11 protein-coding genes are annotated in these 16162 nt (G+C 67.2%); 6 read left to right on the forward strand and 5 right to left on the reverse strand.

The features are described from left to right. Positions 1-127: 127 nt before the first annotated feature. Complete coding sequence (locus RAH40_RS15870; RefSeq protein ID WP_306598543.1) at positions 128-2467, forward strand: hypothetical protein; 2340 nt, start codon at positions 128-130, stop codon at positions 2465-2467. 829 nt (positions 2468-3296) lie between these two features. Here RAH40_RS15870 and RAH40_RS15875 read toward each other — a convergent pair. Then, positions 3297-4211 (reverse strand): A24 family peptidase, encoded by a 915-nt coding sequence (locus tag RAH40_RS15875; protein WP_306598544.1) that lies wholly within the window; start codon positions 4209-4211, stop codon positions 3297-3299. 88 nt (positions 4212-4299) lie between these two features. Here RAH40_RS15875 and RAH40_RS15880 point away from each other — a divergent pair, with 88 nt between their 5' ends. Genes RAH40_RS15880 through lpdA form a run of 3 tightly spaced genes read left to right on the forward strand, consistent with a single transcriptional unit; the run spans position 4300 to position 7071 of the window. Beyond that, positions 4300-4890 carry a peptidylprolyl isomerase gene (locus RAH40_RS15880; protein WP_306598545.1) on the forward strand — a complete coding sequence of 197 codons (591 nt, stop codon included), beginning with the start codon at positions 4300-4302 and terminating at the stop codon, positions 4888-4890. Next, complete coding sequence (locus RAH40_RS15885) at positions 4887-5612, forward strand: 1-acyl-sn-glycerol-3-phosphate acyltransferase (protein ID WP_306598546.1); 726 nt, start codon at positions 4887-4889, stop codon at positions 5610-5612. The genes RAH40_RS15880 and RAH40_RS15885 overlap by 4 nt, the downstream gene beginning before the upstream one ends. A gap of 52 nt (positions 5613-5664) precedes the next feature. Continuing rightward, positions 5665-7071: a dihydrolipoyl dehydrogenase gene (gene lpdA / locus RAH40_RS15890; protein WP_306598547.1), complete on the forward strand. Its 1407-nt coding sequence runs from the start codon at positions 5665-5667 to the stop codon at positions 7069-7071. Here lpdA and RAH40_RS15895 read toward each other — a convergent pair. Genes RAH40_RS15895 through RAH40_RS15905 form a run of 3 tightly spaced genes read right to left on the reverse strand, consistent with a single transcriptional unit; the run spans position 7068 to position 11282 of the window. Continuing rightward, positions 7068-8945 (reverse strand): hypothetical protein, encoded by a 1878-nt coding sequence (locus RAH40_RS15895; RefSeq protein ID WP_306598548.1) that lies wholly within the window; start codon positions 8943-8945, stop codon positions 7068-7070. The genes lpdA and RAH40_RS15895 overlap by 4 nt on opposite strands. Before the next feature lie 47 nt (positions 8946-8992). Further along, positions 8993-9946, reverse strand: a complete 954-nt coding sequence (locus RAH40_RS15900; protein WP_306598549.1) for a DUF3187 family protein — start codon at positions 9944-9946, stop codon at positions 8993-8995. Positions 9947-9956: 10 nt separating this feature from the next. Then, on the reverse strand, positions 9957-11282 hold the full coding sequence (locus tag RAH40_RS15905; RefSeq protein ID WP_306598550.1) for a hypothetical protein: 1326 nt from the start codon (positions 11280-11282) through the stop codon (positions 9957-9959). A gap of 93 nt (positions 11283-11375) precedes the next feature. Here RAH40_RS15905 and hflX point away from each other — a divergent pair, with 93 nt between their 5' ends. Beyond that, entirely contained in the window at positions 11376-12512 is a 1137-nt protein-coding gene (gene hflX, locus RAH40_RS15910) for a GTPase HflX (protein WP_306598551.1), read from the forward strand. Positions 12513-12564: 52 nt separating this feature from the next. On the opposite strand, the gene RAH40_RS15915 is transcribed toward hflX, so the two are convergent. After that, positions 12565-14403, reverse strand: a complete 1839-nt coding sequence (locus RAH40_RS15915; protein ID WP_306598552.1) for a protease pro-enzyme activation domain-containing protein — start codon at positions 14401-14403, stop codon at positions 12565-12567. Between the two features lie 230 nt (positions 14404-14633). Here RAH40_RS15915 and RAH40_RS15920 point away from each other — a divergent pair, with 230 nt between their 5' ends. Further along, entirely contained in the window at positions 14634-16160 is a 1527-nt protein-coding gene (locus RAH40_RS15920; protein WP_306598553.1) for a methyl-accepting chemotaxis protein, read from the forward strand. The last annotated feature ends 2 nt before the right edge of the window (positions 16161-16162 follow it).

The following is a 16162-nucleotide window of genomic DNA, read 5'->3' on the forward strand; positions in this document are numbered from 1 at the left end:
GGGCTCCTGCGGCACGTTTCCGCATCGACAAGGTGCAACGGTGATCGAACCAGATCGCCGATAACCCCTTGCCAAAGGTTTGGAGGGAGCTAGACTGGTTTGTGAAAAACACGCACTGGATTTTAGAATGAACAAATATTTAATAGACTTATTTTCTTTCTATATGCTTCTAACAACGGGAAATCTGGTCGCCCAGGTGTCCGCCAACGGCATCATGCCGGCCGAAGTCGACCTTCGGGCAAGCGGGTGGAGGACCACGCTCCAGAATGGGAATCTGACGTTCGCAATGCCCATCTCCGCCGTTCCAGGGGAGGTGCCGATTCCTGTAAGCTTCGGGTTCGACGCGACGTGGCAGGCCAGGCTGTGGGGGCACACGGAAAACGAAGGGGAACGCTGCGCCGCCCGGGTCGTCCGGTGCCGGATGGATTGGCCGATTTCCGCGGGAATCCATTTCGGCTATCTGACCGACAATCTCTACGGCGACGCTCCGGTTTCGTCCATGCCCGGGGCCCCTTCCGGCCGGGGGATGGTCGTTCTGGAGACCGGGAAGCAGATCCCGGATCCCCGATGGACGGCCCTTGCGGGCGACCCCGGCCTGGGCGCCGCGTTGAACCTGCCCGAGGCCTTCGGGTTTGCGTCGGCCGCCCTCCAAGGCGTCCGAGTGGATTCCACCGCGACCTGTCTACAATGCACGACCAGCGAGGCCGGACTCGGAGCGCAGTGCCAGAACCTGATGCCAGGGCTGGCCCCCTCGGGATTCGGCGGGCAGGGTGAGCATCTGGGATCCTTCCGTATCGTGCTGGATGAGCGTCTCGCCCGTGTCTATTGCTACGCGGCGGAAAAGGGGGCATGGTTGCCGGTGATTTGGACAGACCGGTCCGGCCATTGCGTCACCTTCAAATGGGAGCGCTCCACGACCGGCATACCGCCCGGCTTCAAGTCCATCACCAAGGTCACCGCGTTGAATCAGCATTCCCAGGGCGTGGTCGTGAGGTGGGCCGACCCCGGGAGCATCACCTTCCTTTCGGACCTCTGCCGCGTGGATTTCGTTGGGGTTCATGCCCCCTCGGCCTTGATCCAGGGTTACGGGGGGCCGCCTTCCCGCGGTCCTGCAGGATTTTCGCTCCCCGCCCATGATCGCCTTTTCATTGTCGGCCAGATGGATGCGGGCCTTCTATGCACGCCGGGTTCCCTGGCAATCGGAAGCTGCGCTGCGTTGCCCCAGCCAAGCTGGGCGGATTCCGGATGCTCGCCATCCGTGACCCCAACTGTTTCTCCGGAGGCTTGGATCACCGACTCCCCCAACCGTACATGGCGTTTCACCTACGATGACAACGCAGCCGAACTGAAGTCGATCACCGACCCGATGGGAGTCGTTACTTCCTTCTTGTATTCCACGTATTACAGCGCCGCCACGAATTACGTAAGGGGGGTTTCCGAAGTCCGCGCGGTGGACACCGACTCGAATCACCGATCCATACGCTGGATGCGGGCTTTTCCGGATGGTTCAGTCCCCATGACCATCAAGGTGGAGAACCGGTGGGATTTGGACACGGGGCACCCAGATTGTTTTCATCTGATCACCCTTCCGGCGGACGCCTTGAATTTCGGCAACGGGGTTCCTCAACAGGATGTCTTGGAGGACGGTTCGGGGAAGACCTTGATTTCGACGTCCATCCAGTGGAGTCCCGAAGGAAGCGGGGTGAATGCAACCCTTTCGAGGGTACAGAAGATCACGATCGCCTCGGAGGGAGCGCAGGCCTGGACGACGACGTTCGCCTCCGACCCATCGGCCAGCGCAGAGGGCCACCGACTTCTCCAGGGGGATTCCATTCGATTTGCTCCCGGTGGGTTCTGGGTATACAAGATCGTCTGTCGGGGCCAAGTCACCATGGCCACCACAAATGAAGCCGAGGCTCAATCGGAGCTTGAACGGCGGCGTGAGCACGGAACCGAAAGTGCCGGCACAGGCGTAAGGTGTGAGATCGTCCGAACGTGGGTGAGTGGCGTTGATCCCATGGGGAACCACGGTGGCTTGAACGACGGTTCGGGTCAGGTGGACGCGCAGGCGCAAGCAAATAGGCAGATCATCAATAACTTGGCGATTGCCAATGATGCTGGCAAGAACAAGGCTGACTGTGAAGCACTTAACCGCTATCTGAAGTCGATTGGGGCAGCGGTACTGATAGGTGCAGGGGGTGGTGCCGTGAAGGGGGGAGAAATCCTTGGGACTCTTGGGACATTGTTTGGGGGCCCGGTGGGGGCCACGACGGCCTTGGGCGCAGGTGCACTCGGCGGAGCGGTCATTGGGGGATTTGCAGGGCTCGTGCCGACTTCCGTGGCTGGAGGGGTATCACTTAGGGACGCTTTTCGGAAAAACGAAGAAAATTGGAAAACAAACCACCGCGCGATTCAAAATTATTCAGACATTTCCTGCGTAGGTGCAAAACCCGAAGTCAGGTATTAGGCTCCGTGTCGAAATATCATGAACACATCGCCATCTAAAATATTTCATTTATGCCTTTTTGAAACGAATTGCCCATGGTTTTTTTGCGCAATGGTCTAGTGCCAACCAGGCATGGGAAATCAAATGGTTTGGAGTGTCGAATGGCCATAAGTCGATCACGTATTTTACAGCTTGCAATCATAGCAATAGCTGCAGGCGGTTACCAAGCCTACATGGGTGCTCTAGGCTTGGCCCATTGTTATCTTGTTCTTCCATTGTATAAGCAGGTAATTCTAGGTATTACGATTGTGTGTGGGCTTTGTGATCTTTTGGAGTGTATAGTTAAAATGATTTTGAAATTAATTTCACAAAATTATAATAATGAACAAGGCGGGTAGCGGCCGCGGGTCGGCACGGCCGGAAGTGATAAATTACCCGATCGGGAAGGAATGACGTGTCCATAAGCAGGTCAAGAATCAAGCAATTGACAATTATCTCTATCGTTACGGGCGGTGGGTTTCCATTCATTAATTGTATTGGTATGGGGCATTGTTTTTGGGGACTTCCATTCTTCGCGCAGTCGTTATTGGTCATTTCAATTGAGTGCGGCTTTTATCTTATTTAATGTTGGGTTGTTGGATCAATCTCTAGGCTCGTTTGCCCATCGTTCTTTCTCCAGAACGACAAATAACAGGGCAGGTAACGGGCCGCCCGTGGAGAATGGACAATTCGATGCGGCGAGCCCCGCCCCTTCTACCCCAGGCCTACAGCCCTGGGACCACAAGCGGATCGAGCATCGCGGCCGGGGTGTCGCGCTGGAAGCAGGGTTGCCTCGCCGGATGCTGCACAGCTAGCGCACCATCCCCATGTAGGCCATCCACAGCGCCGGTCCGTAGAACACCACCACCGGCGTCGCCAGCGCCAGCCCGCAGCCGAAGGGCAGCATCGTCTGGGCCTTGGCCTTTTTCATCAGCAGCAGCGGCACCCCGACGGCGCTCCCCAGGAGTGCCCCCCCGAACAGGATCCCCAGCATCGGCGCCCAGCCCCAGAAGGCCCCCAGCCACGCCAGCATCTTGAAGTCGCCCATGCCGATGCCGTCGGTCCTGCGGATGAGGCGGTAGACGAGGTTGAGGGCCCAGGGCACGCCGTACCCGATGGCCAGGCCCAGCAGGCTGTCCTGCCACGTCACGCGCTGGCCCATGAGGCTCCAGCAGGGGGCGGCCTGGAGGGCGTTGGCGAAGGTGTCCACGCGGAGGATGGTGAGCCCGGGGGCCCAGACGGAGGTGAGGTGCAGGGGCCAGATCAGCTGGGGGATCGTGAAGAGGATCCCCAGGACCATCAGCGGGAACTGGACCGCGTCGGGCAGGATGAACTCGGTGATGTCGGTGAAGAAGAGCACCAGGAGCGCGAAGCCGCACACGATCCCCTTGAGCCAGATGAGGGTGCCGAAGGGGAACACCCACACCGATCCGGCCAGGATGATTCCGCCCAGGAGCTCCACCAGAGGGTAGCGCACCGGGATCCGCCAGCCGCAGCTGGCGCAGCGGCCCCGCAGCCACAGCCAGCCCAGGAGGGGGATGTTGTGCCAGGGGCGGATGCGGGCCTTGCAACTGGGGCAGTGGCTGGGGCGCCTGACCACGTCCCGGTCGGCCTCGGCCTCCTGGGGCAGGCGGTGGATGAGCACGTTGGCGAAGGAACCCAGCACCAGCCCGAAGGGGGCCAGCATCGCCGAAAGGAACCACGTGGGGAAATCGAAGGTCGGCATGCGAAAAGCATAGCAAGATGGGGAACCTGGGACCCTTCGTTGACATCCATAACGAATAAATCACTTAGAATATCCACTGGAGTCGACCATGAAAGCCTTCCTCCTCGCCGCCCTTCTCTGCGCCTTCCCGGCCCTGGCCCAGGCCCCGGACGCGCCGGCCAAGCCCCGCGTCCGGATCGTCACCAGCTACGGTCCTCTCGTGGTGGAGCTCGAGCCCGCCCTGGCGCCCAAGACCGTCGCCAATTTCCTCCGGTACGTCCAGGAGGGCCACTTCGCCGGCACCGTCTTCCACCGGGTGATCCCCGGGTTCATGATCCAGGGCGGCGGCATGCTGCCGGACCTGACGGAAAAGCCCGTCCACGAGCCCATCCCCAACGAGGCGGCCGCGACCCTCCAGGGCGGCCTCAAGAACACACGGGGCACCATCGCCATGGCCCGCACCGAGGACCCGGGCTCGGCCACCGCGCAGTTCTACATCAACACCGCCGACAACGCCATGCTGGACTACAAGGACGCCACGGCGGCCGGCGCGGGCTACTGCGCCTTCGGGCGGGTGGTCGCGGGCATGGAGGCGGTGGACAAGATCGAGAAGGTGAACACCATCATGCGCAAGGGCATGCAGAACGTCCCTGAATACGCGGTGAGGATCAAGTCGGCCGAGGTGGTCGCCGCGCCATGAAAAGGCCTTTCCTCAAGCCCTTCCTGGTGCTGATGTACGCCTTCCTGATGCTCTTCGTTTTCACGGTGGCGGGCTTCCTGATGGCGGCCTTCATGGGCGGCCGCCGGGCCATGGGCAGGGTGGCCCAGATCTACTTCGCCCACATGGGCCGGATCTGGGGGGTGCGCCACGAGGTCGACGGGTGGGAGGACCTGCCCGAGGACATCCGGGAGGGGCGCCAGCCGGTGATCTACATCGCCAACCACACGTCCTACCTGGACGCCATGATGCTGACCTGCAACCTGCCGAACCATCCGGTGTACCTCGCCAAGATCGAGATGCTGCTCATCCCTGTGCTGGGCCCGGCCTGCTGGATGGGCGGGTGCATCTTCATCAACCGCCGCAACCGGCCCAAGGCCATCGCGTCCCTCAAGCGCGCCGCGCGCCTCATCCACGACGGGGCCACCGTCGCCGCCTTCCCCGAGGGCACCCGCACCCGGGACGGGGAGCTGCTGCCCTTCAAGAAGGGAGTCTTCAACCTCGCCCAGGACGCCGACGTCCCCCTGGTGCCCCTGGGCCTCACGGGCGGCTTCGGGATGCTCCCCGCGGGCGGATGGCGGGTGACCCCGGGCACCTTCCGCATCCACGTGGGCCGGCCCATCCATCCCTCCGCTTTTGAGGACCTGGACCTCCTCAGGGAGACGGCCCGGGAAGCCGTGAAAGCGCTGGTGGCCAAAGGGTAGCGAGGGTGGGAACATGGGGGTTGGATCTTTCTGACCTTCCAGGAGTGCGGCAATGGCCCAATTCGACCTCATCGTCATCGGTTCCGGCCCCGGAGGCTACATCGCGGCCATCCGCGGCGCCCAGCTCGGGCTGGCCACCGCCATCGTGGAAAAGGATCCCGCGGGCCTGGGGGGCACCTGCCTGCGCCGGGGCTGCATTCCCGCAAAGACCTGGCTGGAGACGGCCCACCGGTACGACCAGATGTCCGACCTCGCCGAGTACGGCATCGGCGGCGTGGACGTCTCGGCCCTCAGGGCCGACCTTGCCGCCATCGTGAAGCGCAAGAACCGCATCGTCATGAAGAACGGCAAGGGCGTCGAGTTCCTCATGAAGAAGAACAAGGTCACCGTGCTCAAGGGCGCCGGCAGGCTCCTGGGCGGCGGGAAGGTGGACGTGGCGGGGGAGACGCACGAGGCCCGGAAGATCATCCTGGCCACGGGCTCCGTGCCCAAGGAACTCCCCGGCATGGAGACCGACGGCGTGCGCGTGGTGAACAGCGACCACCTCATGGACATGACCGAGCTGCCCAGCCACCTCGTGATCCTGGGCGCGGGCGCCATCGGCGTGGAGTTCGCCTCGGTCTTCGCGCGGCTGGGCTCCAAGGTGACGCTGGTGGAGTTCATGGACCGGATCCTGCCCATCGAGGACGCCGCCATGGGCGAGGAGCTGGCGAAGATCCTGGCCAAGAAGGACAAGATCGACGTTCGGGTGAAGACGAAGATCGCCTCCATCGAGCGCTTCCCCGACAAGGTCGTCTGCCGCCTGGAGGGCGACAAGGGCGGCGTGGTGGAATGCAGCCACCTGCTGGTGGCCGTGGGCCGCGGCCCGGTCACCGCCGGCGTGGGCCTCGAAGCCACCAAGGCCGTGGTGGACCGCGGCTTCGTGGAGGTGGACGCCTTCCTCGCCACCGCCGAGCCCGGCCTCTACGCCATCGGCGACATCGTGCGCACCCCCATGCTGGCCCACGTGGCCTCCGACGAGGGCATCGTCGCCGCCGAGCACGCCGCGAAGGAACTGGGCAGGGACGCGCACCCCCACCCCATCAACTACGACCGGGTGCCCAGCGTCACCTACTGCGACCCCGAGGTGGGCTGCATCGGCCTCACCGAGGCCCAGGCCCGGGACAAGGGCTACGACGTCCAGGTGGGCTCCTTCCCCTTCATGCCTCTGGCCAAGGCCAACATCATCGGCGAGCCCCACGGCTTCGTGAAGATCGTGGCCGATAAGACGTACGGCGAGATCCTCGGCATCCACATCGTCGGCCCCAAGGCCACGGAACTGGTGGCCTCGAGCCTCGCGCTGCTGGGCGGCGAATTCACCGTGGACGAGCTCATCAACACGATGTACCCCCACCCCACCCTCAACGAGGCCTTCCCCGAGGCGGCCCGCGCCGTGTACGGCCGGGCCCTGAACGCCTAGGGAATCACCACATCGGCCTTCGCCCCCGCGGAGCGGCCCTGATGGGTCACGCAGCGCACCACGACGGTTCCGGTACCGGACTGGGCGAAAACGCCATCGGCCTTGATGGGCTGCCAGGTGAAGCCGTCGCCGGTGCGCCGTTCGGCCAGGGTGCCGTCGGGCTCCAGGAAGTCGGCCGTATAGGCGACGGGCAGGATATCGTTCGGGCCGCCCTGCATCGTGAAGCGGGCCTGGCAGGTTCCGCCCCGGGGGTCCACGTTGCCGCGGTCGGCGATCAGGTAGCCGGGGTGGCACGCCTTGATGTCCCAGGGGTCGTTCAGGCAGGGAACGAGACGGGATTCCGGGGCCGGGCCGAAGTCCCGGAAGCCCGGGGCATCCACCTGTCCGAGGCGTGTGGTCACCCTGCCGTTTCCCAGGTTGATCTCCCGCACCGCGTGGCCGTCCAGCACATAGAGCCTGGTCCGGTCGGCCAAACGACGAGGAAGCACGATCCCCTTGAGGTTGGTGAACTGGGCCGTGCGGGGCAGGCCGTCCCGGGTGCCCGGGTTGCCGGGCTGGCCGGCGAAGGTGGAGACCCGGCCGGACAGGTCCAGCCTGCGCACCGCCGCGTTGCCCTGGTCCGCGATGTACAGAGTCGCGTCCAGCCGGTTCCAGGCCAGGCCCAGCGGCGTGCTGAAGCGGGCCAGGCCCGGGTCGTCGGCGGCATTGGCATGTCCCGCTTCGCCGGGCATGCCCGCGAGGGTTCCGACGGTGCCGTCGGCCGCCACGGTCCGGATGACGTGGTTGCCGCTGTCGGCCACCAGCAGGCGCCAGGGCATGTCCCCCCAGGCCATCCGGGCCAGGGTCAGGAAGGTGGGCCGGTTGAACCGGACGGGACCCTTCCGGGCCCCCGTCAGGAAGGCCAGCGCGCGGCCCAGGCAGCTCCGGGCCACGGGCGAGTCCAGGTGGCCCGGCTGGCCCGGTTCCCCGCACCAGGTCCGAACCTCGCCCTCCCCGTCCAGGACCCGCAGGACATGGTCCCCGGCATCGGCCACCAGGGCGGCGCCCTGGGGGCCGTGACCCGGCTTCAGGGCGGCCAGGCCGGAGGGCTCGCTGAACCCGGCCGAGGGGGTTTCAGGGCGGCCCGGCCAGGGGAACAGGCCCCGGGGAAGGAGGGGCCGGGTTTCCACGCAGCTGGCCCAGGCCGTGTCCGGGTCCGGGACGAGCGACTCCACCCGGCACAGGTCGGCCCAGGCGTTCAGGGTGAGGACCGCCCGGTCCTGCCCGGAGACGTCGCGCCGCACGGTCTCCGCGCCCTGCCGGCAGGTGAGCAGCGTGCCGGCAGAAACCGGGCGGGGCTTCCACGTGAGCTGCGCGGGCAGGCCATAGCCCACCTCCAGGGGCTGGGCCCGGATGGTGTCCCGCATGGGAAGCGCCGCGCCGGGACGCCGGCGGGTGTCCCAGTCCATGAAGGGCAGGGCGGCGGTGTAGGGGGACGCCCAGTCGGGGCCGAGCACCTGCCCCACAAGGTCCACGGGGACTTCGGGCAGGGGGAGGGACGTCACCACGGCCTCCCCCCAGATGTCCGGGCAGCCCGCGAGGGTGGCGCGGACCCGCGTGCGGTGGGGCCGCCCCTCGGCCGGCGCCATGAAGACGCCCCGCCCGTCGAGGGTGCCCCGGCCCCCGTCCGGGAGCGTCCAGCGCCACTGGGAGGGATCCTGGGCCGCCCGGGCCCAGGACGGGGACCTGGTTGGCACGGCGCCGGGGGCCTGGGCCAAGGTGGCCCGGAAGGCGCAGGTCTGGCCGGATCCCAGCACCACCGCCGGCGGGGTCACCTGCACCTGGGCCAGGCCCGGAACCCCGGCCAGGACCGCGCTTGCGAGCGAACGCCTCAAGGCCCACCTCCGTGCCGTCTAGGTGTGGCCTCCGGGATGCGGGTTCCCTACGGCCTGAAGGTGACGAACCCCGTGATCTCCGGGGTGGCGAAGGTCCCTCCCTTTTCCGTGAAGCCGAAGCGCCAGCGGGGCAGCCGCTCGTGGCTGAAGACCCAGGTCTGCTGCAGCCCGTACTTGTCCACCCGCGTGAGGTGGGTGCGGTAGGGGGTCTCGTTGTACGCGAAGGAGAGGTCCAGGCCGAAGCCCTTCCAGAAGGAGCCGCCCGGGCCCTGCCAGGCCAGGCCGGCCCACGCCCGCCAGAACTGGCCGCGGGTCACCACCGTGCGCAGGGGGCTGTGCCGCGGGAGGCTGATCCAGATCTCCTCGCCCTGGGCCCAGGCGCGGAAGGGACCGAAGGACGTCCAGGCGGCAGCGCCGGCCAGGAAGTTGGTGCCGCCGCTGCTCTGCAACTCGGAGGCGTGCCCGGTGGGCACCTGGGCGGTGAGGCCGGCGCGTCCGCCCCGGCGGCGGTCCCCCCAGGGCAGCACGTAGCCCAGGTCCACGCCCTGCACCTGCAGCCGGGGCCTTTCCAGGTCGAAGACCGTGACCCCGTTGCGCTCCAGGTGGTAGCGGTCGTCGAAGGTGGGGTCCTGGTCCCGGCCGCCCTGCTCCACGCCCAGGAGGTCGTGCCAGTTCATGATCGCCCGGGAGGCGAGGCCCGAGGAGCGGTAGACCAGGCGGGTCCGGACATTGAAGCGCCCGGGGCCCAGCCCCCCGGCCAGGTCCGACGTGAGCTGCCATTCCTCGCCCTGGAGATGGGCGTGGGTGGTCCCGTTGTTCGTGATGTCCCGGCGGTCGGACCGCAGGAACTGGTTGGTGGCCTCCAGCGAGAACTGGGTGACCCCCTCGGGCAGGGGCTCCGGGAAGATCATCAGCCAGGCCAGCCGGTTGGGGTGGGGCGTCTCCTGGGCCTGGAGCGGGAGGAGGAGGGCGAGCAGCGCGGCCCAGCGTCGCGGATGCATGGCGGCTCCTCTACTTCAAGGTGACCTGCTCGCTCAGCAGGGCGGAGAACGTGGCGTCCAGCGCGTAGGGCCTCACCACCAGCTGCGCCACGCCGTTCCTGCGCGCGGCCAGGACGATGGCGGTGGAGATGTCCTCCGCCGCCAGGACGATGGGCGGCAGGTCCTCGCAGGCCCCCTGGAGGCGCTTGACGAACTCCAGGGACTCCACGACCGACATGTTCCCGTCCAGGAGCAGGACCCCCAGGTTGGGCTGGCGCAGGAGCTCGAAGACCTCCTCCGGGAAGGTCGTGGTGAGCACCCGCCCGTAGCCGTCCTCCTGGAGGAAGCTCCTGAGGATGTCGTCGAAGGCCGCGGTGCGCGAAAGGGCCACCACGGCCCGGCTGCGCTTCTTCAGGCGCACGAGGCTGTCGCTCTTGGCGGCGGGCTGGGCCTCCTCCTCGGGGGGCGGGGGTTCCGGGGCCTTGGGGGCCTCGGCCTTGGGCGCCTCGGGCTTGGCCTCCACCGGCCTGGGCCTGGGCTCTTCCGGGGGCCTGGGGCGCACCAGGGGTTCGTCCGCGAGCGCGCCGGAGGCCGCGGCCTCGGCCTTGCGCCGGGACTTGGCCGGCAGCGACGAGGGGACCGAGGAGGTGCGGGAGGCCACCAGGCCCCGCAGGGCCGCGGCCACGTCCGCCTTGGGCCGGGAGAACGAGAAGCCCATGGTCAGTCCGCCGCCGCCGGCGTCGAGGTAGACGGCCTTCCCTTCCAGCTCCATGGCTGCCGGGCACTTGGGGAGCTTGTTGAGCTTGATGAGCATGAAGGGCTGGCCCACCGGCACCAGCGCCGTGCCCAGGGGCAGCCGCTTCTCGCCCTTGATGGCCATGCCCTTCTCCACCCGCACCCGGGCGCCCGTCTCGGAGATGTTCTCGATGACGCCCGTGATGCCCACGCCGTCGAAGAGCCCCGTGAGGGCCGTGATCGTGGCGCCCTCCTTGGGGTTGAGCCGGGCCCGGGGCGCGCCCCGGCGCTCCTTCAGCTCCAGGGCGTCGGGCAGTTCCAGGACGGCCACGCCGCTGCGGGTCTCCAGGAGGCGGGCCGAGCCCCCGATGCGCAGCCCTTCCTGGATGAAGATCAGCTCGACGGCGTTGCCCTTCTCCGCGATCAGGGGCCCGGTGGTCTGGAAGGTGGCCGTGCCTTCGGATTCGTCGATGCCCTGGAGGATGGCCGACACCTCCGCCTTGCGGGGCCCGGACAGCGTGAAGGGCGCCCGCACGCGCTGGGCGTCCTCCAGATAGGCCAGAACCAGTTCCTGGGAACCCCCGCCGTCCTTCTTGTCCTTGCCGAAGCCAAAAATGGCCATATGCCCTCACGGTTTCCTGATGCTAGCATCGGCCCGCCGGAACCTGCCCTTGAACTGAAGTGAACTCAGAAATTGATGGTAACCTCGTTGCCTATGCCAGAGCTCATTCCCCGATGTTTCCTGATCGCCCACCAAGGACCCCAGGACCGGGATAATGATATCGAAGTGCATCTGGCCGAACTGGAAGAACTGGCCCGGGCCTGCGAGCTGGAGCCCGCGGGGCGCGAGCGCCTGAAACGGGCGACGGTGGAATCCCGGACCTTCTACGGCAAGGGCCAGATCGAGGCGGTGGCCCAGAAGGCCCGGAACCTGGGCGCCACCCTGCTGCTGTGCGACAACGACCTCTCCGGAAGCCAGATCCGCAATCTGGAAAAGGCCACCGGCATGACCTGCCTCGACCGCACCGGTCTGATCCTGGCCATCTTCGAGCAGCGGGCCCAGACCCGGGAGGCCAAGGCCCAGGTGGAGCTGGCCCGGTACGAGTACGAGCTGCCCCGCCTCAAGGGCGCCTGGACCCATCTGGAACGCCAGGTGGGCGGCGTTGGGGTCCGGGGCGGCGCCGGCGAGACCCAGATCGAGGTGGACCGCCGCATGACCCGCCTGCGCATCAGCCAGCTCAAGAAGGAGCTGGAGCACCTGCAGCGGGTCCGGAAGACCCAGGGCCAGGGCCGCAGCCCCAAGGCCCCCCGGGTGGCCCTGGTGGGCTATACCAACGCCGGCAAGACCAGCATCCTGAAGGCGCTGACCGGGGAGGGGGAGCCCCGGGACATGCTCTTCGCCACCCTGGACACCACCACCCGCAAGGCCTGGCTGGGCGTGGACGAGACCACCGGCGAGCCCCGGCAGGCCCTGGTCTCGGACACCGTGGGCTTCATCCGCAAGCTGCCCCACCAGCTCGTGGCCGCCTTCCGGTCCACCCTGGGCGAGGTGCGCACCGCCGAGGCCCTCCTGGTGGTGGCCGACGCCTCCAGCCCGGACCTGGAGGAGCACCTGAAGGTCGTGGGCGCCACCCTCAAGGAGATCGGGTGCGAGGACCATGCGCGGCTCCTGGTGCTCAACCAGGCCGACCGCCTCACCCGTCCCCGGCGCCTGGACCTCAAGCGCGCCCACCCCGAGGCCGTCCTCACCTGCGCCCTCACCCGGGACGGGGTGGAGGAGATCCGCGAGTGGCTCCTGGAACTGATTCCCGGCCCCCCCCGGCCCCGCACCCCCGAGGCGTGGGAGCTCTGAAACGGGACCGGCCCCCGGTCCAGGGGACCGGGGGCCGGGGCGGGGCCGCCTTTCAGTGGCGGCGCTTGTTGATGAGGCCTTCGAGCCGGGTCACGTCCAGCGTGCCGATGCCGGAGGCCGGGTTGTAGTCGGGAATGGCCTTCCAGTAGAGGTTGTCGCCGGTGGTGATGGCGTTGAAGGGGCTCCTGGCGCCGTAGCCGTGCTTCTTGTAGATATCGTAGAGCTGCGGGTTCAGGAAGCCGATGCGGTGGCCTGCGGCCTGGGTGAGCAGGGACGCGATGCCGTTGAGCTGGGGCGCCACGAAGCTGGTCCCGCCATTGCCGGCATAGAAGAGGCCGCCCTCGCAGGTGATGTAGCCCGTGAAGGGGTCGGCGTTGAGCGAGACGTCGGGCAGGTTGCGGCCTGCGTAGCCGGGGTCGATGGTGAGCAACAGCTCGGCGCCGGTCTGGCTGGGGTAGCTGGGGTAAAAGAAGAGGCTGTTGAAGGCCGCGGGCGTGCGCTGCCTGCCGGCCAGGCCATGCTGGTAGTGGGGAGCCTCGAAGTAGCAGCTCACGCCGCCGCCGCCGCCCACGGGGAACAGGTTGTAGTCGTAGTAGAACTGGCCGAACCACTTGACGTAGTACTCCTCGAGGTAGTTCCAGGCCCACGGCCGCTCCTGGGGCACCGTCACGGTGCCGTGGGCGCGCGGGATGACCACGGCCTGGGTGGTGCCGCCTGCGGCCGTGACGTAGGGATCGGACGCGGGGTGGTTCACGGAGTTGATGGGGGAGTAGTAGGGGGTGAACCAGTTGCGGTTCAGGTCGAAGGCGCCCGAATCGCCCGAGGAGGCGATGACGGGGATGCCCTGGGCCGCGGCCTGCATCATCACCTGCTTGTAGGCGGTGGCGGTGTCGCCGTCCAGGTAGACCTCCGCGGAGCCCCAGCTCACGGAGAGGGAGTCCACCTTGTTGTCGGAGACGGCCTTGTAGAACAGGTCGATGAAGCCGGAGGTGGTGTTGGGGGCCTCGTAGACCAGGATCCTGGCCATGGGGGCGATGCCGCCGGACTGCTGGACGTCGAGGGTCGTCTCGCCGGAGCCGTCGGTGCCGGTGCCGCCGTCCAGGGGGATTTCCGTGATGCGGTTGGCCAGCACGGGCAGCCCGATGGCCGACCAGTATTTGTAGGCGTCGGCCTGGTTGAAGGTCGCCAGGGTGGCGATGCCCAGGGTCGTGCCCTTGCCGGTGATGTTGCGGGCATAGAGGGGGTTGATGTTGTAGAAGTTGGCCACGTCGCCCACGGTGTAGCTGCCGGGCGTGTTGGTGGCCAGGGTGCCGGGAACGGGCATCACCAGGGGCGTGGCAGCCTCGCCCATGGCGGCGTCCTGGGCCCGGGCGGTCGTGACGGTGTGGGAATGCACGGCGGGCTCGGTGTCCAGCCCCGCGACGATCAGCACGATGTCCCCGATCTCCTTGGGGACCTTCGGCCTGCGGGTGGGCCGCTGATAGCGGTGGCGGCCTTCCTTCCAGGTCACGAGGTCGGTGGACAGGAGGGCGCTGAACTGGGAGGCGGTGCCTGTGGCTCGCACGATCATGTGGCTGTCGTAGATCTCGTTGATGGTGATGCCGTTCTTCTTCATGAAGGCGAGCACCTCGTGGAACTGCCAGTCCAGAGGTCCGAAGTTTTCTGCGAACTCACGGGTGGAGAGGAAATGGCGGAAGCCCCAGTGGTCGGGATCGACGCTGTTTTCGATGAAGCGTTCGAGGAGCTGGGTGTTGCGGAGCTTGAAGACCAGGGAGACCGTCTGGGGTTCCTCGGGGGCGACTGCGACCGGGGTGTCGGCCAGGACGGGGATGCTGCCGGCGCCCAGGATCAGGGCGAGGCCGGCAAGCGAGAGGTGGTGGCGAAGACGCATTGCTCCCTCCTTCGGTGGGGAAATGGCGTGGAAATGGGCTGAAAGGCGTTCCGGACGCCCGGTTGGGATTTAGGTCATGATTGGCGTTTGCAAAACCCGGGTCAAGATATGAATTGTTAAAAAACATTAAGCCGAGAAAGGGCTATCGGCCTGAACCAATTCCGTAGTTCAATAGTCAACTATTTTCCGCTCCGAACCGATCAGGAAGCAGGTTCCACGGAGTCCCCGCGATGAACAACACGAAGTTGTCCTTCAAGATCTTCCTGTCGGTGGGGGTCGTCCTGGCCCTGGTGGTCCTGGTGGCGGCCTGGGTGGTGGGCTCCCAGGAGTCCACCCTCATGGAGCGGGCCTTCGACGACAACCTCACCACCATGTCCGTGGCTTCCCGGAACATGTTCCACGCCACCGCCCAGGCCTACTGCGCGGCCCACGGCATGGCCTACCACCGGGTGGAGCCGGGGCGCTACGCCCCGGGCGTCGCGGGCGACTTCGAGCGGGCGTCCATGGACGCCTTCGCCGCCGACCCCGGCCTCGAGCTGCGCAAGGGGAACCTGAAGGAGGACGGGAAGGACTTCAAGTACACCCTCGCCCCCGCGCGCCTGAAGGAGGAGTGCATCCTGTGCCACGGCGCCGTGGGCATGGACGCCTTCAAGGACCGCAAGCCCGGCGACCTGGTGGCGGCCTTCGGCGTCTCCGTGCCCACCGGCGACCTGGAGCGCAGCGTGGCCCGCACCCGGCTGGTGACCGCGGCGGCCGGTCTGGCCCTCCTGGCCGTCGTGAGCTGGATGGTCACCTTCTCCGTGCGGCGCAACGTCCTGACGCCCCTCCTGGGGCTCTCGGCCGCCTTCGGGCGCATGGCCGGGGGGGACCTCACCGCCCGGGCCGAAGTGCTTACGGGGGACGAGATCGGGCAGCTGGCAGGGGCCTTCAACCGCATGGCCGGAGAACTGAACCGGGCCCTTCTGGACGTGAACCTGGCCTCCCAGCGGGTGGCTTCCGGGAGCATGGAGCTGGCGGCCAGCGCCGAGCAGATGACCCAGTCCGTGGGGGAGGTGGCCCATGTCAGCGCGGGCCTGAGGGACGCCGGCCGCGGCGTGCAGGATGCCCTGCGGATCCTGGACGAGAACGCCGAGACCATGGCCGCCCAGTCCAGCCACACCGGCACCGAAGCCGGCGCGGCCGTGGAGGACACGGACAAGGGGGCCCGGGAGGGCCGGGGCACCGCCGAAGGGATGCGGGCCATCCAGGAGGCCACCACCCGCATCGTGACCGCAGTCCAGGCGATCCAGGGCATCGCCCGGCAGACCAACCTCCTGTCCCTGAACGCCGCCATCGAGGCCGCCAAGGCCGGCAACGCCGGCAAGGGGTTCGCCGTGGTGGCCGAGGAGGTGCGCAAGCTGGCCGAACGCAGCGCCCAGGCCGCCCGGGAGATCGAGGGGATCCTCCGCCTCACGGAGGAGGCCGTGGCCGGAGGCGGCGCCAGCGTGAAGGTCACGCTGGAGCACCTGGAAGCGGTGCGCGCCCGCATTTCCGGCATCGCCGGCCGGATCGGGACGATCGGCACGCTGAGCCGGGAACAGGCCCAGACCAGCGGCCGCGTGGGCCAGCTCATGGACACGACGGCCCGCCAGCTGGACCAGAACGCCACCGCGGCCCACCAGCTGTCCACGGCGGTGGGGGAGGTGGCGAGGACCTCGGACGACCTGGCCTCCGTGGCGGAAGGCCTGAAGAACCTCGTGAGCAGGTTCAAGCTGTAGCC

The sequence above is a fragment of the Geothrix sp. 21YS21S-2 genome, from assembly GCF_030846775.1.
Taxonomy (GTDB): Bacteria; Acidobacteriota; Holophagae; order Holophagales; family Holophagaceae; genus Mesoterricola.